At 54.4% G+C, this 22,864-nt stretch carries 20 protein-coding genes and 1 pseudogene; 7 read left to right on the forward strand and 14 right to left on the reverse strand.

All coding sequences use genetic code 11. The annotated features are described in order from the left end of the window. Positions 1-329: 329 nt before the first annotated feature. From ABLV07_RS02160 to ABLV07_RS02170, 3 genes are all read right to left on the reverse strand, one after another. On the reverse strand, positions 330-551 hold the full coding sequence (locus tag ABLV07_RS02160) for a hypothetical protein (protein ID WP_015369447.1): 222 nt from the start codon (positions 549-551) through the stop codon (positions 330-332). Positions 552-828: 277 nt separating this feature from the next. Further along, positions 829-3,939 carry an efflux RND transporter permease subunit gene (locus tag ABLV07_RS02165; protein WP_042895766.1) on the reverse strand — a complete coding sequence of 1,037 codons (3,111 nt, stop codon included), beginning with the start codon at positions 3,937-3,939 and terminating at the stop codon, positions 829-831. A 13-nt stretch (positions 3,940-3,952) separates the two neighbouring features. Then, on the reverse strand, positions 3,953-5,092 hold the full coding sequence (locus ABLV07_RS02170) for an efflux RND transporter periplasmic adaptor subunit (protein WP_015369449.1): 1,140 nt from the start codon (positions 5,090-5,092) through the stop codon (positions 3,953-3,955). A gap of 356 nt (positions 5,093-5,448) precedes the next feature. On the opposite strand from ABLV07_RS02170, the gene envR reads away from it, so the two are divergent. Beyond that, positions 5,449-6,105 carry an acrEF/envCD operon transcriptional regulator gene (gene envR / locus ABLV07_RS02175; protein ID WP_032709256.1) on the forward strand — a complete coding sequence of 219 codons (657 nt, stop codon included), beginning with the start codon at positions 5,449-5,451 and terminating at the stop codon, positions 6,103-6,105. Between the two features lie 83 nt (positions 6,106-6,188). On the opposite strand, the gene fis is transcribed toward envR, so the two are convergent. The 11 genes and pseudogenes from fis to ABLV07_RS02230 form a co-directional block, all read right to left on the reverse strand. Continuing rightward, entirely contained in the window at positions 6,189-6,485 is a 297-nt protein-coding gene (gene fis / locus ABLV07_RS02180) for a DNA-binding transcriptional regulator Fis (RefSeq protein WP_000462905.1), read from the reverse strand. Continuing rightward, a pseudogene (gene dusB / locus ABLV07_RS02185) lies at positions 6,467-7,475 on the reverse strand (tRNA dihydrouridine synthase DusB). The gene fis and the pseudogene dusB overlap by 19 nt, the downstream one beginning before the upstream one ends. 357 nt (positions 7,476-7,832) lie before the next feature. Further along, entirely contained in the window at positions 7,833-8,714 is an 882-nt protein-coding gene (prmA, locus tag ABLV07_RS02190) for a 50S ribosomal protein L11 methyltransferase (RefSeq protein ID WP_015703628.1), read from the reverse strand. 11 nt (positions 8,715-8,725) lie between these two features. Beyond that, positions 8,726-10,177, reverse strand: a complete 1,452-nt coding sequence (gene panF / locus ABLV07_RS02195; RefSeq protein WP_015369453.1) for a sodium/pantothenate symporter — start codon at positions 10,175-10,177, stop codon at positions 8,726-8,728. Then, entirely contained in the window at positions 10,167-10,409 is a 243-nt protein-coding gene (locus tag ABLV07_RS02200) for a DUF997 family protein (RefSeq protein ID WP_015369454.1), read from the reverse strand. Before ABLV07_RS02200 ends, panF begins: the two co-directional genes overlap by 11 nt. Positions 10,410-10,519: 110 nt before the next feature. Next, positions 10,520-11,869: an acetyl-CoA carboxylase biotin carboxylase subunit gene (gene accC / locus ABLV07_RS02205; protein ID WP_015369455.1), complete on the reverse strand. Its 1,350-nt coding sequence runs from the start codon at positions 11,867-11,869 to the stop codon at positions 10,520-10,522. 10 nt (positions 11,870-11,879) lie between these two features. Continuing rightward, positions 11,880-12,341: an acetyl-CoA carboxylase biotin carboxyl carrier protein gene (gene accB, locus ABLV07_RS02210; RefSeq protein WP_015369456.1), complete on the reverse strand. Its 462-nt coding sequence runs from the start codon at positions 12,339-12,341 to the stop codon at positions 11,880-11,882. Between the two features lie 22 nt (positions 12,342-12,363). Further along, complete coding sequence (gene aroQ, locus ABLV07_RS02215; protein WP_015369457.1) at positions 12,364-12,816, reverse strand: type II 3-dehydroquinate dehydratase; 453 nt, start codon at positions 12,814-12,816, stop codon at positions 12,364-12,366. 233 nt (positions 12,817-13,049) lie between these two features. Continuing rightward, on the reverse strand, positions 13,050-13,649 hold the full coding sequence (gene msrQ / locus ABLV07_RS02220; protein ID WP_015369458.1) for a protein-methionine-sulfoxide reductase heme-binding subunit MsrQ: 600 nt from the start codon (positions 13,647-13,649) through the stop codon (positions 13,050-13,052). Continuing rightward, positions 13,649-14,650 (reverse strand): protein-methionine-sulfoxide reductase catalytic subunit MsrP, encoded by a 1,002-nt coding sequence (gene msrP, locus ABLV07_RS02225; RefSeq protein ID WP_015369459.1) that lies wholly within the window; start codon positions 14,648-14,650, stop codon positions 13,649-13,651. The genes msrQ and msrP overlap by 1 nt, the downstream gene beginning before the upstream one ends. Before the next feature lie 77 nt (positions 14,651-14,727). Beyond that, positions 14,728-15,702 (reverse strand): MDR family oxidoreductase, encoded by a 975-nt coding sequence (locus ABLV07_RS02230; protein WP_032709254.1) that lies wholly within the window; start codon positions 15,700-15,702, stop codon positions 14,728-14,730. A gap of 214 nt (positions 15,703-15,916) precedes the next feature. Here ABLV07_RS02230 and csrD point away from each other — a divergent pair, with 214 nt between their 5' ends. The 6 genes from csrD to rng all read left to right on the forward strand — a co-directional run bounded on the left by csrD (position 15,917) and on the right by rng (position 22,820). Then, a complete protein-coding gene (gene csrD / locus ABLV07_RS02235) occupies positions 15,917-17,857 on the forward strand; it encodes an RNase E specificity factor CsrD (RefSeq protein WP_015369461.1) in 1,941 nt (646 codons plus the stop codon). Positions 17,858-18,157: 300 nt separating this feature from the next. Beyond that, positions 18,158-19,201, forward strand: coding sequence for a rod shape-determining protein MreB (gene mreB / locus ABLV07_RS02240; RefSeq protein ID WP_002918653.1), 1,044 nt, complete (start codon positions 18,158-18,160; stop codon positions 19,199-19,201). A 70-nt stretch (positions 19,202-19,271) separates the two neighbouring features. Continuing rightward, complete coding sequence (gene mreC, locus ABLV07_RS02245; RefSeq protein WP_015369462.1) at positions 19,272-20,270, forward strand: rod shape-determining protein MreC; 999 nt, start codon at positions 19,272-19,274, stop codon at positions 20,268-20,270. Continuing rightward, complete coding sequence (gene mreD / locus ABLV07_RS02250) at positions 20,270-20,758, forward strand: rod shape-determining protein MreD (protein WP_015369463.1); 489 nt, start codon at positions 20,270-20,272, stop codon at positions 20,756-20,758. The genes mreC and mreD overlap by 1 nt, the downstream gene beginning before the upstream one ends. A gap of 8 nt (positions 20,759-20,766) precedes the next feature. Next, positions 20,767-21,348, forward strand: a complete 582-nt coding sequence (locus ABLV07_RS02255) for a nucleoside triphosphate pyrophosphatase (RefSeq protein WP_032715908.1) — start codon at positions 20,767-20,769, stop codon at positions 21,346-21,348. A gap of 2 nt (positions 21,349-21,350) precedes the next feature. Continuing rightward, positions 21,351-22,820 (forward strand): ribonuclease G, encoded by a 1,470-nt coding sequence (gene rng, locus ABLV07_RS02260; RefSeq protein ID WP_015369465.1) that lies wholly within the window; start codon positions 21,351-21,353, stop codon positions 22,818-22,820. Positions 22,821-22,864: the final 44 nt, after the last annotated feature.

Below are 22,864 nucleotides of genomic sequence, written 5' to 3' on the forward strand. Positions count from 1 at the left end.
TGAAACGCCGTAGCGCCGATGGTAGTGTGGGGTCTCCCCATGTGAGAGTAGGGAATTGCCAGGCATCAAATAAAACAAAAGGCTCAGTCGAAAGACTGGGCCTTTTGTTTTTGTGTTTTGCGGCCAGACGCGCCGCCATCTTCCCTGGTGGCGCTGCGCTTACCGGGGCTACAGACCCGTAGCCCGGGAAAGGCGCATCGCGCCGCCCCCGGGAAAATGACCATATCAATATAAATGAAAGGCCCAGTCGTGAGACTGGGCCTTTTGTCTTTCTGGCGGCTAAGCCAAAGGGAACGCATCCCGGCTGTAGCGTTTGTGGAGAGGTATCACTAACGCGTAAGCGCCACGATTCCTAACGTGAGACCGGCAACCGCTGCGGCCCCACCGGCGATTGCGCCAGCGGTTTCCCAGTTATCCTGAGTTGTGCCTTTTACACAGGTATTGGTATGCACCAGTCGGCCCTGCGAGTCATAGACCGGCACGCACGGGGAATCATGGGCACAGCCAGCAAGCAACGTTGCTAACAATGTCACTAATATTAATTTTTTCATGGTATTACCTCTAAATAACCGTTTGCAGTCAACGATGTCAACACATAACGGAATAGCTTATTTTACCACCGCAATGACCCAGGTCCGGAAGGGGAAATAATCTCAAATTATGAGCAGAGTAAATATCGTGAAGAGAAATGAGAAATAATGAAGAAAATATGTAGAAAGGGATATTTCAATGCGTCAGGCGGGGATGGGAATTAATATTTCTACTAACTTGTTGTTCTGATAGAAATAAAAAAAAGGCGCCGGTTGGCGCCTTGATAATGGCAGTCGATTATTCTACGTGGCGGGTAAAGCGACGCCTTACAACCACAAAGAACACCGGCACGAAGAAGATGGCCAGCAGCGTTGCGGTAAGCATACCGCCCATCACGCCGGTACCGACAGCGTTTTGCGCGCCGCTACCAGCGCCATGGCTAATTACTAACGGCATGACCCCGAGAATAAAGGCTAATGAAGTCATTAATATAGGGCGCAGACGCATACGGGATGCTTCCAGGGTCGCCTCGATAATACCTTTGCCTTCTTTATCCATAAGGTCTTTGGCGAACTCAACAATAAGAATGGCGTTCTTCGCAGATAAACCAATAGTTGTTAACAGGCCAACCTGGAAATAAACGTCATTATTCAATCCTCTAACTGAGGCTGCTAATAATGCGCCGATAACTCCTAATGGCACAACCAGCATAACGGAGAATGGAATAGACCAGCTTTCATAGAGTGCTGCCAGACAGAGGAAGACGACTATCAGCGAAATAGCATATAGCGCTGGCGCCTGGTTACCTGATAAACGTTCCTGATAAGACAAGCCCGTCCAGTCATAACCGATACCTGCTGGCAGTTTACTGGCCAGTTGCTCCATCAAGGCCATGGCTTCCCCGGTACTCTTACCCGGAGCCGCTTCGCCGAGGATTTCCATCGAAGGCAGGCCGTTGTAACGTTCGAGACGCGGAGAACCATATACCCAACGTGAAGTAACAAATGCCGAGAACGGCACCATTTCACCGTTAGAGCTGCGGACATACATGTTATTGATATCACCGGGTAGCATACGGAAACTGGCATCGGCCTGAACATAGACTTTCTTCACGCGGCCGCGGTCAATAAAGTCATTCACATAATAGCCGCCCAGTGCAGCTGATATCGTTTCGTTAATGTCGGATAACGAGACGCCCAGCGCCTGCGCTTTCTCTTGATCGACGTCGAGTTTAAACTGCGGTGTATCTTCAAGGCCATTAGGGCGAACGCGTACCAGCTGTTCCGGATGCTGTTTTACCATCCCCAGAAGCTGGTTTCGTGCCTGAGTTAGCTGTGTGTGTCCTAAGCCACCCTGGTCAATCAGCTCAAAGTCGAAACCGGTCGCGGTACCTAACTCGATGATGGCCGGCATGTTGAACGGGAAGACCATTGCATCTTTAATCTGGCTAAATGCGGCGGTGGCACGCTTAATAATGGCTTCAACGCCGTTTTCCGAACCGCTGCGCTCTTCCCATGGTTTCAGACTGACAAACGCCATACCGGAGTTTTGTCCTTGTCCGCTGAAGCTAAAGCCGTTAACGGTGAACACGCTCTCAACATTAGCTTTCTCTTTCTGTAGATAGTAGTCGCTGACGGAGTCGAGCACCTTTTGCGTACGCTCTTGCGTAGCGCCAGCAGGTAACTGAACCATGGTCAGGAACACGCCCTGGTCTTCATCAGGCAGGAAGGATGTAGGCAAGCGGACAAACAGCATTGCCATGCCGATAACGATCAGCAGATAGATAACCAGGTAGCGCCCGGTGCCGCGCAGGATCCCGCTTACGCTGTTGGTGTAGTGGTTAACGCTTTGGTCGAACCTGGCATTAAACCAGCCGAAGAACCCCTTTTTGCCATGATGGTCTGCGGATGCTGGCTTTAACATGGTTGCGCATAGCGCCGGGGTCAGTACCAGCGCGACCAGTACAGACAGCGCCATCGCGGAAACGATAGTGATGGAGAACTGACGATAAATCGCCCCGGTCGAGCCGCCAAAGAAGGCCATCGGGACGAATACCGCCGAGAGCACCATGGCGATACCAACCAGCGCCCCCTGAATCTGCTCCATTGATTTCTCTGTGGCTTCAACGGGGGAAAGCTTGTCCTCGACCATGACGCGCTCAACGTTCTCTACCACCACGATGGCATCGTCGACCAGTAGCCCTATCGCCAGCACCATGCCAAACATGGTTAGCGTGTTGATGGAGTAGCCGAACATCGCCAGCACCGCAAAGGTACCCAGCAAGACGACCGGCACAGCGATCGTCGGGATAAGCGTTGCGCGAATGTTCTGCAGGAACAGATACATCACGAGGAAGACGAGGATAATGGCTTCAAACAGCGTTTTGACCACTTCGTGAATGGAGATTTTAACGAACGGCGTGGTGTCGTAGGGATAAACAACTTTCATCCCTTGCGGGAAGAAGGGCTGCAGCTCGGCAAGTTTCGCTTTGATCGCCGTAGCGGTATCTAACGCATTGGCGCCGGTCGCCAGCTTGATCCCCAAACCAGAGGCGGGTTTGCCATTAATGCGCGCGACAACGTTATAGTTCTCGCCGCCCAGTTCAATGCGCGCGACATCCTTCAGGCGAACCACGGAACCATCGGCGTTAACCCGCAGCGTGACTTTACCGAATTCCTCAGGATCTTTCAGGCGAGTCTGAGCAATGATCGAGGCATTAAGCTGTTGACCTTTAACCGATGGTGTACCGCCAAGCTGTCCGGCGGCGATCTGATCGTTTTGCACCTTCAACTGGTTGATAACATCAACCGGCGTGAGGTTATATTTATTCAGTAGGTTGCCGTCGAGCCAGATACGCATGGCATATTGCGCACCGAACAACTGTACATCGCCCACGCCGTTAAGGCGGCTGATAGGGTCTTTGATGTTGGAGGCAACGTAGTCGGAAATATCATCCTGGGTAGTGCTTGGATTATCAGAGATAAATCCGGCAACCAGCAGGAAGCTGCTACTGGATTTCTCAACGCTAATACCTTGCTGCTGTACTTCCTGTGGCAGCAGCGGCGTCGCCAGTTGCAGTTTGTTCTGCACCTGCACCTGGGCGATATCCGGATCGGTGCCGGATTGAAAAGTGAGCGTGATGGTGACGCTACCGGATGAATCACTGGTAGAGGACATGTACATCAGATTATCGATACCATTCATGTTCTGTTCGATAACCTGAGTGACGGTGTCCTGCACGGTTTGCGCATCTGCACCCGGGTAGGTTGCCGAGATGGCTACCGCGGGCGGCGCAATCGTGGGATATTGCGCGATAGGAAGCTGCATGATGGCGAGGCCGCCGGCAATCATCATGATGATCGCCAGCACCCATGCAAACACCGGTCGATGAATGAAGAACTTAGACATAGCGATTCATACCTTATTGTGCGGCGGAGGCAGCGGTATCTTCCGTCGCCTTCACGGTGACGCCTGGGCGAACCTTCTGTAACCCACTAACGATGACTTTGTCGCCGTTTTGCAGGCCGCTGGTGATTAACCATTTATCGCCTATCGCCTGGGCGGCGGTGACTTCACGGTTTTCCACCTGGTTCTGCGCATTAACGATTAACACAGTGGCATCGCCGCGCGGCGTGCGGGTAACCCCCTGCTGCGGTACCAGAATCGCCTGCGGATTGACGCCTTCATCGATACGGGCGCGGACAAACATGCCCGGCAGAAGAGTGTGTTGCGGATTAGGGAATACCGCGCGCAGCGTAATGGATCCGGTGCTTTCATCGACGGTCACGTCAGAAAATTGCAGCGATCCCTTCAGGGAATAGGGTTGGCCATTTTCCATAATCAGCTGCACGCTTTTACTGTCATCACCGCGCTGCAGGCTTTCCTGTTTCAGGCGCATAAAATCGTTGCTGGATTCGGTTACGTCGACATAGATCGGATCGAGTTGCTGCACCGTCGCCATGGCGTCCGCCTGGCCGTTGGTCACCAGTGCGCCTTCGGTCACGCTGGATTTACCAATCCGCCCGTCGATGGGTGAAGTCACCTTGGTGTAAGCCAGATTGATACGGGCGTTTTCGACCGCGGCCTTAGCCGCCACGACATCGGCATCGGCCTGACGCGCGGTAGCGACGGCCTGATCGTATTCCTGCTGACTGATGTACTGAGTTCCAAGCAGAGGAACATAACGTTTCACCGTCAGATGGGCGATAGCCGCTGCGGCTTCGGCTTTTGCCTCGTCGCCTTTGGCGCTGTTCCAGGCCGCCTGGTAAGTGGCGGGGTCGATTTGATAGAGCGATTCACCGGCCTTGATATCGCTGCCCTCGACAAAGTTGCGTTTCAGGATAATACCGCTGACCTGAGGGCGAACTTCAGCGACACGGAAGGCCGACGTTCGCCCTGGGAGTTCAGTGGTGACGGAAAGCGGTTCGCTGTGCACTACATGTACGCTAACCTGTGGCGCCTGCGGTTGTGCCTGCTGGTTGCCTGAATTATCGCAACCGGTAAGCAATACGGCGGAGATAATTAGGCTGGATAAAAGAGAAACTCTGGCATGACTCGTCATTGCTGTTCCTTATAGATTACGGGCCGGATAGGGCGGCGAATCTGCGAAGAAATAATGAATTTTAAAGCGGTTCGTTATCCTACAAATAAACACCGGTGGATGTAAGGAATAGTTATTTTTGGGCAATGAACAAGGCACGCAAAAACAAAAAACAGGCGATTGATTTAGCTCCTCTTCCTTTAATATTTATTTTGTGAATGTATTCTTATTTTATATTTATCGCATGTATTAAATTCTCGTGTAATTAAATGTCAGTATCTGCATTTTTGCTAAATAATATTTTTTATGGAATGCTAAATTGGCTGGTGTATCAGTCAATTCTGTATTCACCGTTAGGTAGCGAGTGGGAAAAGGTTATGGCCAGAAAAACCAAAGAGGACGCCTTAAGAACGCGTCAACTCCTGATTGAGTCCGCCATTCAGCAGTTCGCGCAGCGCGGCGTTACCAATACCACGCTGACCGATATCGCTGACGCCGCGGGCGTCACGCGTGGAGCGGTGTACTGGCATTTTTCCAGCAAGGCGGAGTTATTTAATGAGATGTGGCAGCAGCAGCCGCCGCTCAGAGAGCTACTGCCCCATCAACAGTGGGAGCTGGATAACCAAAATCCGTTAACAGGGTTACGTAAAAAATTTATTACCGGATTACAATATATCGCTGAGAATTCCCGACAGCAGGCACTGCTACAAATTCTTTATCATAAATGCGAGTTTACCAGTGACATGCTGCCGGAAAGCGAAATCCGCAAACGAATTGGCTTCAATTACGCCATAATCCGTGACGTCCTGCAGTGTTGCGTAAGAAATAGATTATTGCCGGCGGAAACAAATATCGAAATTACGTTGATAATATTACACGGCGCTTTTACAGGAATTATCAAAAACTGGTTAATGGATCCTGAACAATTCAATCTCTATCAGCAGGCGCCCGTGCTGGTAGACAATATTATGTCGGCGTTATCGCTGCAACAACCTGACCATAGCGTGTGGTCAATGGCTGCCGTGGGGCAGTAGTTCAGTATAAAAATCAGGTATAAAAAAAGGCGCTTCCCCATGCCGAAGAGCGCCTTTTTAATTCAGCAATTTACTGATTAATATCAGTTCATGCCGTATTTTTTCAGTTTCTTACGCAGAGTACCGCGGTTGATACCCATCATCAGGGCAGCGCGGGTCTGGTTACCACGGGTGTATTGCATCACCATGTCCAACAGTGGCTGTTCAACTTCAGCCAATACCAGCTCATACAGATCATTAACATCCTGACCATTCAGTTGAGCAAAATAGTTCTTCAGTGCCTGTTTAACCGAGTCACGCAGGGGCTTTTGAGTTACCTGATCCTGAGAGTTAACGGTAGAAACGGTCAGTACGTCAGAATTTACGCGTTGTTCGAACATAGTTCTGTCAGCTCTTTATTTCTATTACGCAAAATTTTCGAAGTATGCCTCCAACGCCTCCAGCTGTTCGCTGGCATCCTCAATGGCGTTGAATGTGCGCCGAAACTGGTCATTTGGAGCATGCTCCTGGAGATACCAGGAGACGTGTTTACGCGCGATTCGGTACCCTTTTGCCTGACCGTAAAAGTCATGCAGTTCCCGAACGTGCGCGCAAAGCAAGCGCTTAACCTCTGCCAACGGCAGGGGGGGCAGCAACTCCCCAGTGTCCAGATAATGCTGGATTTCCCGAAAGATCCAGGGTCTTCCCTGAGCCGCACGGCCTATCATGAGAGCGTCAGCCCCCGTGTAGTCGAGCACGGCTCTGGCTTTAAGCGGGTCAGTAATGTCGCCATTCGCGATAATCGGAATGGAAACTTTCTGCTTAACTGCCCGAATACTGTCGTATTCAGCTTCTCCGTTAAACAAGCAGGCGCGAGTGCGTCCGTGAATAGTCAGAGCCTGAATGCCACATTCTTCAGCCAGTTGGGCAATCTCTACACAGTTACGGTGTTCCGGTTCCCAACCGGTGCGAATCTTGAGAGTCACCGGAACGTCCACTGCCTTGACGACCGCGGTCAGGATTGATTTCACCTGATCGGGATACTGCAAGAGGGCTGAACCAGCGAGCTTACGATTCACCTTTTTAGCCGGGCACCCCATATTGATATCAATAATCTGGGCGCCGCTTTCCACGTTAATACGGGCGGCCGCGGCCATCTCTTCCGGTACGCTACCGGCGATTTGCACGGTACGAATACCGGGCTCATCAATGTGCACCATCCGTAACCGGGACTTGTCACTCTCCCATACCTGCGGGTTGGAGGACATCATCTCGGAGACGGTTAAACCTGCTCCCATCTCGTAACACAGCGTCCTGAATGGTCTGTCAGTGATGCCAGCCATAGGTGCTGCGATCAGGCGATTTCTGAGCTGGTGGTGTCCGATGCGCATGAGTTAAGAAATGACCATACTGTGACTGCAAGGCGGCGTATATTACGCATTTTTTGCGCGAGATGAAAGGCCAAACTTTGACCAATCCTCTGTTACAGATCAATGAATCCAGGAGTAACGTAATAGCCATGAATAAATTATCATATTAATCATTGTGTTATTAGCAATGGGATAATTTGTGTCCAATTATAAAATCACAAAACTTCTCGATTTTTCTGAGACGAAGGCGATACGAGACGGGATAAAACGCTGTTTTTGTAGCCAAAAAAGGGCATCGTAATGCGATCCGGCTCTCATTTCCTGGCAATATTCGGCGGTTACTGGAAACAAAAATGCGGCCCGTAGGCCGCAGCTTACTTAGTTCTTCTGTCCGGTAATTCGGCACCACTCCTCTTTCTCCACCACCGGGTCGAGGGTGAAGAGCGGGGCGTAGGCTTCGCAGACGCTTTCCGCCTGGCTTGCCAGGATTCCGGAAAGGCCAAGCAGGCCGCCTGTAACCGGCAGGACGCTGATTAAAGGGGCCAGCTCACGCAACGGGCCTGCCAGGATGTTTGCGACCACCACATCGGCTTTCATGGCTTCTGGCTGATCCTGCGGCAAATACAGTTCAAGGCGTTCGGAGACGCCGTTACGCTGGGCGTTATCACGGCTGGCCTGAATGGCCTGCGGATCGATATCAATACCGATAGCTTTGGCGGCGCCCAGCTTCAGCGCGGCGATCGCCAGGATGCCGGAACCGCAGCCAAAATCGATAACCGTTTTGCCCTGCAGGTCAAGGCCGTCGAGCCATTGCAGACACATCGCGGTCGTTGGGTGAGTGCCGGTACCAAAGGCCAGTCCTGGATCAAGCATCACATTGACTGCATTCTCATCAGGAACATCGCGCCAGCTCGGGCAAATCCACAGGCGTTCGCCGAAACGCATCGGGTGGAAGTTATCCATCCACTCGCGTTCCCAGTCTTTATCTTCCAGTTGTTCAATTTTATGCGCGAAGCCGGCGCCGAGCAGCGGATGCTGCTCAAGGATAGCAACCGCTTCGTTCATGTCGCTTTCTGCGTCGAACAGACCGATAACGTCGGTATCGCCCCACAAACGGGTTTCACCCGGCAGCGGTTCGAACACCGGCGTGTCGTGGGTGTCCTGGAAGGTAATCGAGACCGCGCCGGCCTCCATCAGCGCGTCGCTCAGTTCTTCCGCGTGAGCGCCGGTCGTATTCAGTTTTAGTTGGATCCAAGGCATGGCAAAACTCTTTATTTATCAGTAGTCATAATAGGGGCTGGTGGTACGGGTTGACCGAAGCGGTTCCCGACGACAAAAGCCAACAAACTTAGCAGCAGCGAGGGCACGATAGGGTGGAAGCCCAGGTACTGAATGTTAAACGTCGCGAGCACGGCATACAGTATGCCGCCCACTAACATCGCGCTGAGCGCGCCGGCAGCGTTTGCCCGCTCCCAGTAAAGGCCCAATACCAGCGGCCATAAGAACACGGCTTCCAGGCCGCCAAAGGCCAGCAGATTAAGCCAGATAATCATTTCCGGCGGCCGCCAGGCGGCCAGCATCATAAGTATGCCGAGCACTAAGGTGGCGATCGTTGAGATCCGCTTCAGCTTCTGCTCGTTACGCTTTTTCGTCGGCTGAGCGCTGAGCCACAGATCTTTAATGATCGTAGCCGATGCCTGCAGTAAATGGGCGTTAACGTTAGACATAATCGCGGCCATCGGCGCCGCTAAAAACAGCCCTGCGGCCCACGGCGGCAGCACCTGAACCATCAACGTCGGGATCACCTGATCGGGCACGGTGAGGCCCGGCAGGACGGCGCGGCCAAGAGCGCCGGCGAGATGCATACCGAACATCAGAATCGCCACGACGATGGTGCCAATAACGATCCCGCGGTGTACGGCCTTGCTGTCTTTATAGGAGATACAGCGTACGGCGGTATGCGGCAAGCCGATGACGCCGAAACAGACCAGCACCCAGAACGAGGTCATAAAGGTTGGCGTGAGGATATCATCGGCGCCGTGGGGCGACACCAGCTGCGGGTCGATTTGCTGCAGTGTTTCTACCGCCTGATGCAGGCCGCCGGCTGCATGCACTACACCAACCAGCAGGACGATCGTTCCGATCAACATCACCATCCCTTGCATGGTATCGTTGAGTACGCTGGCGCGGAAACCGCCAAAAGCGGTGTAGAGCGCAATTGTGATACCAAATATCAATAGTCCTGTTTCGTACTTGATCCCGGCGGCGGTTTCCAGCAGGCGCGCGCCGCCGATAAACTGCACCGCGATGGCCCCAACAAAGGCCACCAGCAAGCTGACGCTGGCAATCCATACTACCGCGCGGCTTTGGTAGCGCGCCTGCAGCATATCGTTAAGGGTAATGGCATTGTAGCGGCGCGCCAGGATCGCGAACTTCTTGCCGAGGATCCCGAGAGAGAGCCAGATCGTCGGTACCTGGATCATCGCCAGCAGAACCCAGCCCAGCCCATATTTGTAGGCGGCGCCAGGGCCGCCGATAAACGAGCTGGCGCTAATATAGGTGGCGGTGAGGGTCATGGCTAATACAAAGCCGCCCATCGATCGGCTGCCGAGGAAATACTCGCTCAGAAAGTTCCCGGTACTGCGTTTACGCATCGCGTAAAGAGACAGCCCGAAAACGACAAACAGATAAGCGATCAGCACCACGATAATCTCAAGCTGCATCGTTATCCTCCAGAGAGATATCGCGGAAGATAAAGCGCACCATCGCCCAGCACAGCAGGACGAACAGCAGCGGCACCAGCAGGCAGGCCAGTTCGAACCAGTGCGGCAGGCCGGTAAAGCCGATACCGACGCCAGGTAGATACGCCGCAGCCAGCCAGGCGGCAAGATAGAGAAGGGTCAGCCACAGCGCCCAGCGCGCTTCTTTATGGGCCTGAACAAATCTTTTGTCCATTTTTTGTCCCTTGAGGATGAAGAAAGCGGGGATTGTACCGCATGGAAAAGTCGAGGGGAGAGAAAAAGAAAAAAGGCCGGATTATCCGGCCTTTTGCAGCGAGTACAGGATTATTTTTCCTGCAGTCCGAGTTTTTTCTCCAGATAGTGGATATTGGTGCCACCATGCTGGAAGTTCTCGTCGCTCATAATGCGCATCTGCAGCTCAACGTTGGTTTTGATGCCATCGATGATCAATTCCTGCAGCGCGTTCTTCATGCGGGCAATCGCCACATCACGGCTTTCGCCGTAGCAGATCAGTTTACCGATCATTGAGTCATAGTACGGCGGTACGGTGTAACCGGCGTAGATATGAGACTCCCAGCGCACGCCAAAACCGCCCGGCGCGTGGAAGCGGGTAATTTTACCCGGGCTCGGCAGGAAGGTATTCGGGTCTTCAGCGTTGATACGGCATTCCACCGCATGACCGCGAACCTGCACTTCTTCTTGCTTGATAGACAGCGGCTGACCCGCCGCGATGCGCAGCTGTTCTTTGATCAGGTCAACGCCGGTGATCATTTCGGTAACCGGATGTTCTACCTGAATACGGGTGTTCATCTCAATGAAGTAGAACTCGCCGTTTTCAAACAGGAACTCAAAGGTACCCGCTCCGCGATAGCCGATATCCACACAGGCTTTCGCGCAACGTTCGCCGATGTAGCGACGCAGTTCCGGGGTAATGCCTGGCGCCGGCGCTTCTTCGACGACTTTCTGGTGACGACGCTGCATGGAGCAGTCGCGTTCCGCCAGATAGATAGCGTTGCCCTGGCCGTCCGCCAGCACCTGAATCTCGATGTGACGAGGATTTTCCAGGTACTTCTCCATATAGACCATGTCGTTGTTGAAAGCCGCTTTCGCTTCCGCTTTGGTCATGGAGATGGATTGCGCCAGTTCAGCGTCGCTGCGCACGACGCGCATGCCGCGACCGCCGCCGCCGCCGGAGGCTTTGATGATAACCGGGTAGCCGATGCGTTTGGCATGCGCGCGGTTAGCGTCCATGTCGTCGCCCAGCGGGCCATCAGAACCTGGAACGGTCGGAACGCCAGCTTTCTTCATTGCGGTGATGGCGGACACTTTGTCGCCCATCAGGCGGATAGTGTCGGCTTTCGGGCCGATGAAGATGAAACCGGAGCGCTCAACCTGCTCGGCAAAGTTAGCGTTCTCGGAAAGGAAACCGTAACCCGGGTGAATCGCTACCGCGCCGGTGATTTCCGCCGCGCTGATGATAGCCGGGATGTTCAGATAGCTTTTTACGGACGGAGCCGGGCCGATGCAGACCGTCTCATCCGCTAATAATACGTGTTTTAAATCGCGATCCGCGGTGGAGTGCACAGCAACGGTCTTGATGCCCAGTTCTTTACAGGCACGCAGGATGCGCAGTGCGATCTCGCCACGGTTAGCGATGACAATTTTATCCAGCATGTTCGCCTCGTTACTCGATGACAACCAGCGGCTCGTCGAATTCTACAGGTTGGCCGCTTTCGATCAGAATGGCTTTAACCACGCCGGCTTTGTCGGCTTCGATCTGGTTCATCATTTTCATCGCTTCTACGATGCACAGGGTGTCGCCCACGTTAACTTTCTGACCGACTTCCACAAAGGCTTTCGCGTCCGGGCTCGGGGTGCGGTAGAAAGTACCGACCATCGGGGAACGTACGATGTGACCACTGATTTCCGCTTTCGCTTCAGCGGCAGGTGCTGCTGCCGGCGCTGCGGCGGCTGGCGCCTGAGGCTGGGCGATTGGCGCAGCATAGGCTTGCTGCATTACCGGATAGCTAGCAGCCGGCGCTGCACGGCTGATGCGTACAGACTCTTCGCCTTCAGAAATTTCCAGTTCGGAGATGCCTGATTCTTCAACCAGCTCGATCAGTTTTTTAATCTTACGAATATCCATGAGTGGGTTCCGTACTCTTTGTTTAGTGTGTTTGTGACAGGCGTTTTACCGCCGTCTGTAAAGCGTATGAATAGCCGTCCGCACCTAATCCGCAGATCACGCCCGAGGCGACATCAGACAGATACGAGTGGTGACGGAACGGCTCGCGCGCATGCACGTTGCTCAGGTGGATCTCGATAAACGGGATACTCACGGCAAGCAGCGCGTCGCGGATGGCCACGCTGGTATGCGTAAACGCGGCCGGATTGATCAGGATATAGTCCACAGAGTCTTTAGCCTGATGAATTCGGTCGATGAGCGCGAACTCCGCATTGGATTGCAGGTGGTCGAGCGTCACGTTTAGCGCTTCCGCTTCTGCGGTTAAACGGTTAACAATTTCTGCCAGCGTTAGCGAACCATACTTCTCGGGTTCACGGCTGCCGAGCATATTAAGGTTTGGTCCGTTCAAAAGCAAAATGCGAAACTTGTCAGCCATTGTGCAGCTATCTCCTGCTAACCTCGGGTAAAAAACAAAATATACCTTCGATACGCGCTTGTCACCTTTTCAGGGTTCGAAAACCCCTTCAGGAAAACCAAAGTCGCACATTATAACGATTTCGTAGCAATTGGCAGCTAAATACTGGTCTTATCAGGGAAGATTATCAACCGCTATCGTAAAAAGAGTCGCGGTTGATAAACGTTATGCGGGGAACTGCACATATCCGGAGATTAGCGCCACCACTGGCGAAACTTCTTGTAGCGGCTGGCTAAAAGTACCGTTGCCAGCCCGGCATAAATCAGCGGCTGCGGCGATATAATCTTCACCGACCACAGATAATGTATAGGGGCGAGGATCGCCACCAGATAGACGAAGTTGTGCAATGTTTGCCAACGACGGCCTAATTTTCGTTGCATGTACTGGGTTGACGTCGCCGCCAGCGCCAGTAAAACCAACCAACTGATTAAACCAAGCGTGAGATACGGACGGTTGATTATCTCGGAACCGAGTAGCGCCAGATTGTTAATGCCGAGCTCCAGCAGCGTATAGCTGGTGAGGTGCAACGTGGCCCAGGCAAAGCACCATAACCCTAATAACCGGCGGGTGCGTATCAATAATGGCTGTTTAGCGTAGCGCGCCAGCGGCGTAATAAGCAAGGTGGCGAGCAAAAACTTCAGCGCCATCCGTCCGGTAAAATGCTGGATATCCTTTGCCGGATCGGCGCTGAAATAGCCCTGATGTCCGGCCCAGAACAGCCAGACAAGCGGTAAAAAACCGGCTAAATGCAGCGCAACTTTCAGCCAACCTATCTGTTTAACGCTCAGACGCACTAGAAATTCTCCCGTAAGTTAAGCCCGCGATACAGCGAGGCGACTTCCTCGGCATAGCCATTAAACAGCAACGTTGGCTGGCGTTTTACGTCAAGTACGCCGCCGGCGCCGATAAACCGCTCGCTGGCCTGCGACCAGCGCGGATGATCGACGTGCGGGTTCACATTGGCATAGAAACCGTATTCATCCGGCGCCGCCAGATTCCAGGTGGTCGGCGGCCGCTCGCGGGTTAATTCGATGCTCACGATAGATTTAATCCCTTTAAAGCCGTACTTCCACGGCACGGTCAGGCGGATGGGGGCGCCGTTTTGCGGCGGCAACGCTTTCCCATAGACGCCAACGCTCATCAGCGTGAGCGGGTGCATCGCTTCATCAAGGCGCAACCCTTCGACATAGGGATAGGCCAGGCCGCCGCCGATGAAGCGATCTTTTTGTCCCGGCATCTGTTCCGGCGCATACAGCGTTTTGAAAGCGACGTAGCGGGCGTTGCTGGTGGGCTCCACCAGCGCGAGTAGTTTATGCAGCGGGAAGCCGACCCACGGCACGACCATCGACCAGGCCTCCACGCAGCGCATCCGATAAATACGCTCTTCCAGCGGGAAACGACGGGTCAGGTCGTCGTGATCGAGCGTCAGGGGTTTGGCGACTTCGCCGCCGATGGTAAGCGTCCAGGGGTCAGTGCGCAGGCTGCCTGCGTTAGCGGCCGGATCGGCTTTATCGAGGCCGAATTCATAAAAGTTGTTGTAGCCGGCGACTTTATCTTCCGGGGTGAGGGCGAGCTTACTTTGCCATGCTGCGGGTTTATCAAAGGTCAGCGCCTTTCCGGCAGGCGCCGGCGGGCGATCGTGGCCTTTAAACCAATCGAGCAGGTCGGCATGGGCCTTCGTTGAGAGCGACATCGCCGTCGCGCCGATACCGAGCATTTTCAGCACCTGGCGGCGCTGTAGGTTAAATACCGATTCCGCCGTTACGTCGGCTTCCGTCAGTTTTCTGGTTTTCATGGCGTCCTCCGTCATACTTTTTCCTAAGCATGACGGAGGCGCAGCGCGATCGCGAATATGTCACGAAAAATTGCAGATTAGCCGATTTTGACCAGCGTACGCCCCTGGATCTGGTTGTTCATGATTTTGTCGGCGAAGGCCGGGGCATCGGCCAGGGTGATTTCGGTCGCGCTTTGCGCGTAAAAAGACTCCGGCAGATCGCGCACCAGCCGACGCCAGGCTTCTGCGCGGCGCGCGGGCGGGGTCATTACCGAATCGACGCCCTGCAGGCGTACGTTGCGCAGGATAAACGGCATCACGGTGGTCGGCAGCGCGAAACCGCCCGCCAGGCCGCAGGCCGCGACGCAGCCGCCGTAGTTCATTTGTGCCAGTACTTTAGCCAGCACTTTATCGCCGACGGTATCGATAGCACCCGCCCAGATTTGTTTTTCCAGCGGACGGCTCTCAGCGAACTCGTCGCGGCCCAAAATACGCTGCGCGCCGAGGCTTTTCAGATAGTCATGGGTACTTTCGCGCCCGGAAACCGCCGCCACCTGATAACCCAGATGATGCAGCAGAGCGACTGCCGTGCTGCCGACGCCGCCGCTGGCGCCTGTTACGACGATCTCGCCATCCTGCGGACGCACGCCGGCGTCTTCCAGCGCCATCACGCATAGCATGGCGGTAAAACCTGCGGTACCGATCGCCATCGCTTTGCGTCCGTCGAGACCTTCAGGCATGGCCACCAGCCATTCGCCTTTGACGCGGGCGCGCTCGGCCAGGCCGCCCCAGTGATTTTCTCCCACGCCCCAACCGGTGAGTAATACCTGCTGGCCAACGTGAAAACGCGGATCTTCGCTGGCGTGGACGGTACCGGCAAAATCGATACCAGGAATCATCGGAAAGTTGCGGATAATTTTTCCTTTGCCGGTAATGGCCAACGCATCTTTATAATTGAGGCTCGACCAGTGAATATCGACAGTCACATCGCCTGGCGGCAACAGGTTGGCATCGATGTTTTGCACCGAGGAAAGGGTTTTGCCATCCTGCTGTTCTAAAATTAATGCCTGCATATGTGGTTCCTCGCGGTTTGAAGATTGGAAAAATAATTCTGCAGACTATACTCGCTAACGGCATTATTACGTGGATGTAACGCAATAAATTGCCAGATACGCCAGCTTTGGTAGTATGCGTCGCTTCAGAAAGTTAGTACTTACTTAAGAAAAAGTCTCAAAAGGGGCCCGAATGCCCATCGGGTAGTTATTCACACGCGGAGTTAACACAGGGATGCGATTAACGACGAAATTCTCAGCATTTGTTACGCTGCTCACCAGCCTGACGATTTTTGTCACGCTGATCGGCGCGTCGCTGAGCTTTTACAACGGCATTCAGATTAAGGTTGAGAATCGCGTACAGGCGGTGGCGACGATGCTGGATAGCCGCCTGGTGACCACCTCTTTTGAGAAGCTCGAACCGCAAATGGATGAGCTGCTCACGCCGGTAGAAGTCGAACATATTGATTTTCTGCTCAACGGCAAATCGCTTTACAGCCATACCCGCGGTGATAGTTACCGTCCGCTGGGCAGTAACAATCAGTATCGTGAAATGACGGTACCCTCGCTCAAACATCCCGGAATCTCGATTCGTCTGGTCTACATGGACCCGATGGTCAATTACTTCCGCTCGCTTCACGTCACCGCGCCGCTCTCTTTCGCCATCGGCTTCATGGTGCTGATTATCTTCTTTTCGATTCGCTGGATCCGCCGCCAGCTGGCGGGGCAAGAACTACTGGAGCTGCGCGCGCGGCGCATTCTCAGCGGCGAGCGCGGGCCGCAGGTGCGCGGTTCGGTTCATGAATGGCCGGCCAGTACCAGCAGCGCGCTGGATATGCTGCTCTCGGAGCTGCAGTTCGCCAGCGATCAGCGCAGCCGCATGGATACCCTGATTCGCTCCTACGCCGCCCAGGATTCCAAAACCGGTCTTAACAACCGCCTGTTCTTTGATAATCAACTGGCGACGCTGCTGGACGATCAGGAAAAGGTGGGGGCGCACGGTATTGTGATGATGATTCGCCTGCCGGAGTTTGATCTGCTGCGCGACAACTGGGGACGGGCGGCGGCGGAAGAGCATTACTTCACGCTAATTAATCTGCTGTCTACTTTTATTATGCGTTATCCCGGCTCGCTACTGGCGCGCTATCACCGTAGCGATTTCGCCGTCTTATTGCCGCATCGCACTCTTAAAGAGGCCGATAGTATCGCCGGGCAGTTACTGAAGGCGATGGATGCGCTGCCGTCAACGCGGGTGCTGGATAAAGACGACACGATGCATATCGGCATCTGCGCCTTCCGCAGCGGCCAGTCCACTTCTCAAGTGATGGAACACGCCGAAGCCGCCACCCGCAACGCCGTGCTGCAGGGGAGTAATAGCTGGGCGGTTTACGATGATTCGCTGCCGGAAAAGGGGCGCGGCAACGTGCGCTGGCGGACGCTTATCGAGCAGATGCTCAGCCGCGGCGGCCCGCGCTTGTATCAGAAACCGGCGGTCATGCGCGATGGGCGGGTACATCACCGCGAGCTAATGTGCCGCATCTATGACGGTAAAGAAGAGGTGATTGCCGCCGAGTATATGCCAATGGTGCAGCAGTTTGGTTTAGCGGAAGAGTACGATCGCCTACAGATTACGCGTTTGCTGCCGTTATTAAGTTATTGGCCTGATCAAACGCTGGCCCTGCAGGTGACCGTGGAGTCGCTGATTCGCCCGCGTTTCCAGCGCTGGCTGCGCGATACCATGATGCAGTGCGAAAAATCACAACGTCGGCGGATTATTTTTGAACTTGCAGAGGCGGATGTTTGTCAATATATCGGCCGTTTACACCCCGTTATGCGGTTGATAAACGCGCTGGGCATTCGCGTCGCCGTGGTTCAGGCCGGGTTGACGCTGGTTGGCACCAGTTGGATCAAGCAGCTGGACGTAGAAGTGATCAAGCTGCATCAAGGGCTATCGCGCAATATTGAAAAACGCAGCGAGAACCAGTTACTGGTTCAAAGTCTGGTGGAAGCCTGTAAAGGGATGCCGGTACAGGTTTTTGCGACGGGAGTACGCAGTCGCAGCGAGTGGCAGGTGCTGTCGCAATGCGGCGTGACCGGCGGTCAGGGGGAATTTTTTGCCGCCTCACAGCCACTTGACACAAATGTGAAAAAATATTCGCAAAGATACTCGGTTTGATCTGCCGTTTGGCGTGATTTCACGTAGAATAACGCGCGCCATAGTAAAGGGGGTGTGCTTGTCTACCCGCCGGAATGTCGCAACTTACGCAAGACTGACCTTTGACAGGTACAAACAGAGCACGGAGCGCAGCTGATTTATTCAGCGCCGAAGGGACTTCGTAAATGTTTGTAACAAAGGAAATGAACTGCACTAATTTTCACCGTAGCAGATGATTTTTGCGCCTTGTCGCTGCTGCGTGTGGTTGGTAAAGTAAGCGGATTTTGTTTTCCGCCCCAGCTTTCAGGATTATCCCTTAGTATGTTAAAAAAATTTCGTGGCATGTTTTCCAATGACCTGTCCATTGACCTGGGTACCGCGAATACCCTTATTTATGTAAAAGGACAAGGCATCGTATTGAATGAGCCTTCCGTTGTGGCCATTCGTCAGGATCGTGCCGGTTCGCCGAAAAGCGTTGCCGCTGTAGGTCATGAAGCGAAGCAGATGCTGGGCCGTACGCCGGGCAATATCGCGGCGATTCGCCCGATGAAAGACGGCGTTATCGCCGACTTCTTCGTGACTGAAAAGATGCTGCAACACTTTATTAAACAGGTGCATAGCAACAGCTTTATGCGTCCGAGCCCACGCGTGCTGGTGTGCGTGCCGGTTGGCGCGACCCAGGTTGAGCGTCGTGCTATCCGCGAATCCGCGCAGGGCGCTGGCGCTCGTGAAGTCTTCCTGATCGAAGAGCCGATGGCGGCCGCGATCGGCGCAGGCTTGCCGGTTTCTGAAGCGACCGGTTCTATGGTTGTTGATATCGGCGGCGGTACTACCGAAGTCGCAGTTATCTCCCTGAACGGCGTGGTCTACTCTTCTTCCGTACGTATCGGCGGCGACCGTTTCGACGAAGCCGTGATCAATTACGTGCGCCGTAACTACGGTTCCCTGATCGGCGAAGCAACCGCTGAGCGTATCAAACACGAAATCGGTTCCGCTTACCCGGGTGATGAAGTACGCGAAATCGAAGTGCGCGGCCGTAACCTGGCTGAAGGCGTTCCACGCGGCTTCACCCTCAATTCCAACGAAATCCTCGAAGCGCTGCAGGAGCCGCTGACCGGCATCGTCAGCGCCGTTATGGTCGCGCTGGAACAGTGCCCGCCGGAGCTGGCATCCGATATCTCCGAGCGCGGTATGGTCCTGACCGGCGGCGGCGCGCTGCTGCGTAACCTTGACCGTCTGTTAATGGAAGAGACAGGGATCCCTGTCGTAGTTGCAGAAGATCCACTGACCTGCGTCGCTCGTGGCGGCGGTAAGGCGCTGGAAATGATCGATATGCACGGCGGCGACTTGTTCAGCGAAGAGTAGTCAGCCTGAAGGTCTGGGGCAGCTTAAGGGCTGCCTCTGGTCTTTACTGACACGAGAATACGCATAGCCTATGAAGCCAATTTTTAGCCGTGGCCCGTCGCTACAGATTCGCCTTATTCTGGCGGTTTTGGTGGCGCTTGGCGTCATTATCGCCGACAGCCGCTTGGGTACGTTCAGCCAGATTCGAACGTACATGGATACAGCCGTCAGTCCTTTCTACTTTATCTCAAATGGTCCCCGGGAACTGCTCGACAGCGTATCGCAATCGCTGGCGACCCGCGATCAGCTCGAACTGGAAAACCGCGCGCTGCGTCAGGAACTGCTGTTGAAAAACAGCGATCTGCTGATGCTGGGTCAATACAAACAAGAAAACGCCCGTCTACGTGAGCTGTTAGGCTCGCCGCTGCGTCAGGATGAGCAGAAGATGGTGACCCAGGTTATCTCGACGGTTAACGATCCCTACAGCGATCAGGTCGTTATCGACAAGGGCAGCGTCAATGGCGTTTATGAAGGCCAACCGGTCATTAGCGACAAGGGCGTTGTCGGCCAGGTGGTGGCGGTAGCGAAAATGACCAGCCGCGTGCTGCTCATTTGCGATGCGACCCATGCCTTGCCGATCCAGGTGCTGCGTAATGATATCCGCGTCATTGCTGCCGGTAACGGTTGTACTGATGATTTACAGCTTGAACATCTGCCGGCGAATACCGATATTCGCGTCGGCGATGTGCTGGTGACCTCCGGGCTCGGCGGACGCTTCCCGGAAGGGTATCCGGTTGGGGTAGTCTCCTCGGTACGTCTGGATACTCAGCGTGCATACACGGTGATCCAGGCCCGTCCAACCGCCGGACTGCAGCGTTTGCGTTATCTGCTGCTGCTGTGGGGCGCCGATCGCAACGGCGCTAACCCGATGACTCCGGAAGAGGTGCACCGCGTTGCCAATGAGCGCCTGATGCAAATGATGCCGCAGGTGCTGCCTGCGCCTGATGCGATGGGGCCGCAGATGCCGGCGCCGGCGACAGGCCTGACGCCGCCGCCGTCTGCGCAACCTCTGCCAGCAGGGGGGCAATAGTGGCAAGTTATCGTAGCCAGGGACGCTGGGTTATCTGGCTCTCGTTTCTTATTGCGCTATTGCTGCAGATTATGCCCTGGCCGCAGGACATCACCGTCTTCCGGCCAAACTGGGTGTTGTTGATTCTGTTGTACTGGATCCTCGCGCTGCCGCACCGGGTTAACGTCGGTACCGGATTTGTGATGGGGGCGATTCTCGACCTCATCAGCGGTTCGACCCTCGGCGTACGCGCGCTGTCGTTAAGTATTGTTGCCTATCTGGTCGCTTTAAAATATCAGCTGTTCCGTAATCTGGCGCTCTGGCAACAGGCGCTGGTGGTCATGCTGTTGTCTCTTGCCGTTGATATCATTGTTTTCTGGGCAGAGTTTTTAGTGATCAACGTCTCTTTCCGTCCGGAAGTGTTCTGGAGTAGTGTAGTAAACGGTGTGCTCTGGCCGTGGCTATTCCTGCTAATGCGTAAAGTGCGTCAGCAATTTGCGGTTCAATAAAGGTTGATATGACAACTCTGTATCTGGCTTCTGGTTCCCCGCGTCGGCAGGAACTGTTAACTCAGCTTGGTCTCTCTTTCGAACGTCTGGTTCCGGGTATTGAGGAACGACGCGGCCCGCAGGAGAGCGCTGCGCATTACGTTGCGCGTCTGGCGCGCGAAAAAGCGCTGGCGGGCGTGGCGATGGCGCCGCGCGATCTGCCGGTGTTGGGCGCGGATACGATTGTCATTCTTAACGGCGAAGTGCTGGAAAAGCCGCGCGACGCCGGGCACGCCGCAGAAATGCTTCGCATGCTTTCCGGAAAAACCCACCAGGTGATGACCGCGGTGGCGTTGGCGGATAAGCAGCAAACGCTGGATTGCCTGGTGGTGACGGAAGTGACCTTCCGTCTGCTCTCCGAGCGGGATATCGCTACCTACGTAGCCAGTAGCGAACCTTTAGATAAAGCAGGCGCATACGGTATTCAAGGGTTGGGTGGTTGTTTTGTCAGGAAGATAAATGGCAGCTATCACGCCGTAGTCGGCTTACCGCTGGTGGAAACGTATGAGTTGCTGAGTAACTTTAACTCACTGCGTGAAGAAAAGGGATAAAGATGACGGCTGAATTATTAGTTAACGTAACGCCATCCGAGACGCGCGTCGCGTATATCGATGGCGGGATCCTGCAGGAAATTCATATTGAGAGAGAAGCGCGGCGCGGAATCGTAGGCAATATCTACAAAGGTCGTGTCAGTCGTGTGTTGCCTGGAATGCAGGCGGCTTTTGTAGATATTGGCCTGGATAAGGCCGCCTTTCTGCATGCTTCCGATATCATGCCGCACACCGAGTGCGTGGCGGGTGAAGAGCAGAAGCAGTTTACCGTTCGCGATATTTCCGAGCTGGTGCGCCAGGGCCAGGACCTGATGGTGCAGGTGGTGAAAGACCCGCTGGGTACCAAAGGCGCGCGTCTGACCACCGACATTACCATACCTTCCCGCTATCTGGTCTTTATGCCGGGCGCTTCGCACGTCGGCGTATCGCAGCGTATTGAAAGCGAGGCCGAGCGCGAACGTCTGAAAAGCGTGGTTACCGAATATTGCGACGAGCAGGGCGGGTTTATTATCCGCACCGCGGCGGAAGGCGTGCATGAGCAAGAGATGGCGGCGGATGCGGCCTACCTTAAGCGCGTCTGGACCAAAGTCATGGAGCGCAAAAAGCGCAACCAGACCCGCTATCAGATGTACGGCGAGCTGGCGCTGGCCCAGCGCGTGCTGCGCGATTTCGCCGACGCTCAGCTTGACCGCATTCGCGTGGATTCGCGCCTGACCTACGAGGCGCTGCTGGAGTTCACCGCGGAATACATCCCGGAAATGACCAGCAAGCTGGAACATTACAGCGGCCGCCAGCCGATTTTCGATCTCTTTGACGTTGAGAACGAAATCCAACGCGCGCTGGAGCGCAAAGTCGAGCTGAAGTCAGGCGGCTATCTGATCATCGATCAGACCGAAGCGATGACCACCATCGATATCAATACCGGGGCGTTTGTCGGCCACCGTAATCTCGACGACACCATCTTCAATACCAATATTGAAGCCACGCAGGCAATCGCGCGCCAGCTGCGTCTGCGTAACCTGGGCGGCATTATCATCATTGATTTTATCGATATGAATAATGAAGATCATCGTCGTCGGGTACTGCATTCCCTGGAGCAGGCGCTGAGTAAAGACCGGGTGAAAACCAGCATTAACGGCTTCTCGCAACTGGGGCTGGTCGAGATGACCCGTAAACGCACCCGCGAAAGCGTGGAACATGTGCTGTGTAACGAGTGTCCTACCTGTCATGGGCGCGGCACGGTAAAGTCGGTCGAAACGGTCTGCTATGAGATCATGCGCGAAATAGTTCGCGTGCATCATGCGTATGACTCAGACCGCTTCCTGGTCTATGCTTCACCTGCCGTCGCGGAAGCGCTGAAAGGGGAAGAGTCCCACGCGCTGGCGGAAGTCGAAATCTTTGTCGGCAAGCAGGTCAAAGTGCAAATTGAGCCGCTCTATAATCAAGAGCAGTTCGATGTGGTAATGATGTAATCATTCAGCCTGTCGCTCCCGATGGCGTCGGGGGCGGTAAACAG

It is taken from the genome of Klebsiella sp. CN_Kp097 (assembly GCF_040064495.1).
Taxonomy (GTDB): domain Bacteria; phylum Pseudomonadota; class Gammaproteobacteria; order Enterobacterales; family Enterobacteriaceae; genus Klebsiella; species Klebsiella aerogenes.

Bases quoted from the DNA above. Each gene is read 5' to 3' on its own strand.
- ABLV07_RS02200 (WP_015369454.1), bottom strand. From the start codon at position 10,409: ATGGACAAAAGATTTGTTCAGGCCCATAAAGAAGCGCGCTGGGCGCTG.
- accC (WP_015369455.1), bottom strand. From the start codon at position 11,869: ATGCTGGATAAAATTGTCATCGCTAACCGTGGCGAGATCGCACTGCGC.
- rng (WP_015369465.1), top strand. From the start codon at position 21,351: ATGACGGCTGAATTATTAGTTAACGTAACGCCATCCGAGACGCGCGTC.
- mreC (WP_015369462.1), top strand. From the start codon at position 19,272: ATGAAGCCAATTTTTAGCCGTGGCCCGTCGCTACAGATTCGCCTTATT.
- prmA (WP_015703628.1), bottom strand. From the start codon at position 8,714: ATGCCTTGGATCCAACTAAAACTGAATACGACCGGCGCTCACGCGGAA.
- fis (WP_000462905.1), bottom strand. From the start codon at position 6,485: ATGTTCGAACAACGCGTAAATTCTGACGTACTGACCGTTTCTACCGTT.
- envR (WP_032709256.1), top strand. From the start codon at position 5,449: ATGGCCAGAAAAACCAAAGAGGACGCCTTAAGAACGCGTCAACTCCTG.
- mreB (WP_002918653.1), top strand. From the start codon at position 18,158: ATGTTAAAAAAATTTCGTGGCATGTTTTCCAATGACCTGTCCATTGAC.
- accB (WP_015369456.1), bottom strand. From the start codon at position 12,341: ATGGATATTCGTAAGATTAAAAAACTGATCGAGCTGGTTGAAGAATCA.
- msrP (WP_015369459.1), bottom strand. From the start codon at position 14,650: ATGAAAACCAGAAAACTGACGGAAGCCGACGTAACGGCGGAATCGGTA.
- ABLV07_RS02160 (WP_015369447.1), bottom strand. From the start codon at position 551: ATGAAAAAATTAATATTAGTGACATTGTTAGCAACGTTGCTTGCTGGC.
- ABLV07_RS02170 (WP_015369449.1), bottom strand. From the start codon at position 5,092: ATGACGAGTCATGCCAGAGTTTCTCTTTTATCCAGCCTAATTATCTCC.
- csrD (WP_015369461.1), top strand. From the start codon at position 15,917: ATGCGATTAACGACGAAATTCTCAGCATTTGTTACGCTGCTCACCAGC.
- ABLV07_RS02230 (WP_032709254.1), bottom strand. From the start codon at position 15,702: ATGCAGGCATTAATTTTAGAACAGCAGGATGGCAAAACCCTTTCCTCG.
- ABLV07_RS02255 (WP_032715908.1), top strand. From the start codon at position 20,767: ATGACAACTCTGTATCTGGCTTCTGGTTCCCCGCGTCGGCAGGAACTG.
- aroQ (WP_015369457.1), bottom strand. From the start codon at position 12,816: ATGGCTGACAAGTTTCGCATTTTGCTTTTGAACGGACCAAACCTTAAT.
- panF (WP_015369453.1), bottom strand. From the start codon at position 10,177: ATGCAGCTTGAGATTATCGTGGTGCTGATCGCTTATCTGTTTGTCGTT.
- ABLV07_RS02165 (WP_042895766.1), bottom strand. From the start codon at position 3,939: ATGTCTAAGTTCTTCATTCATCGACCGGTGTTTGCATGGGTGCTGGCG.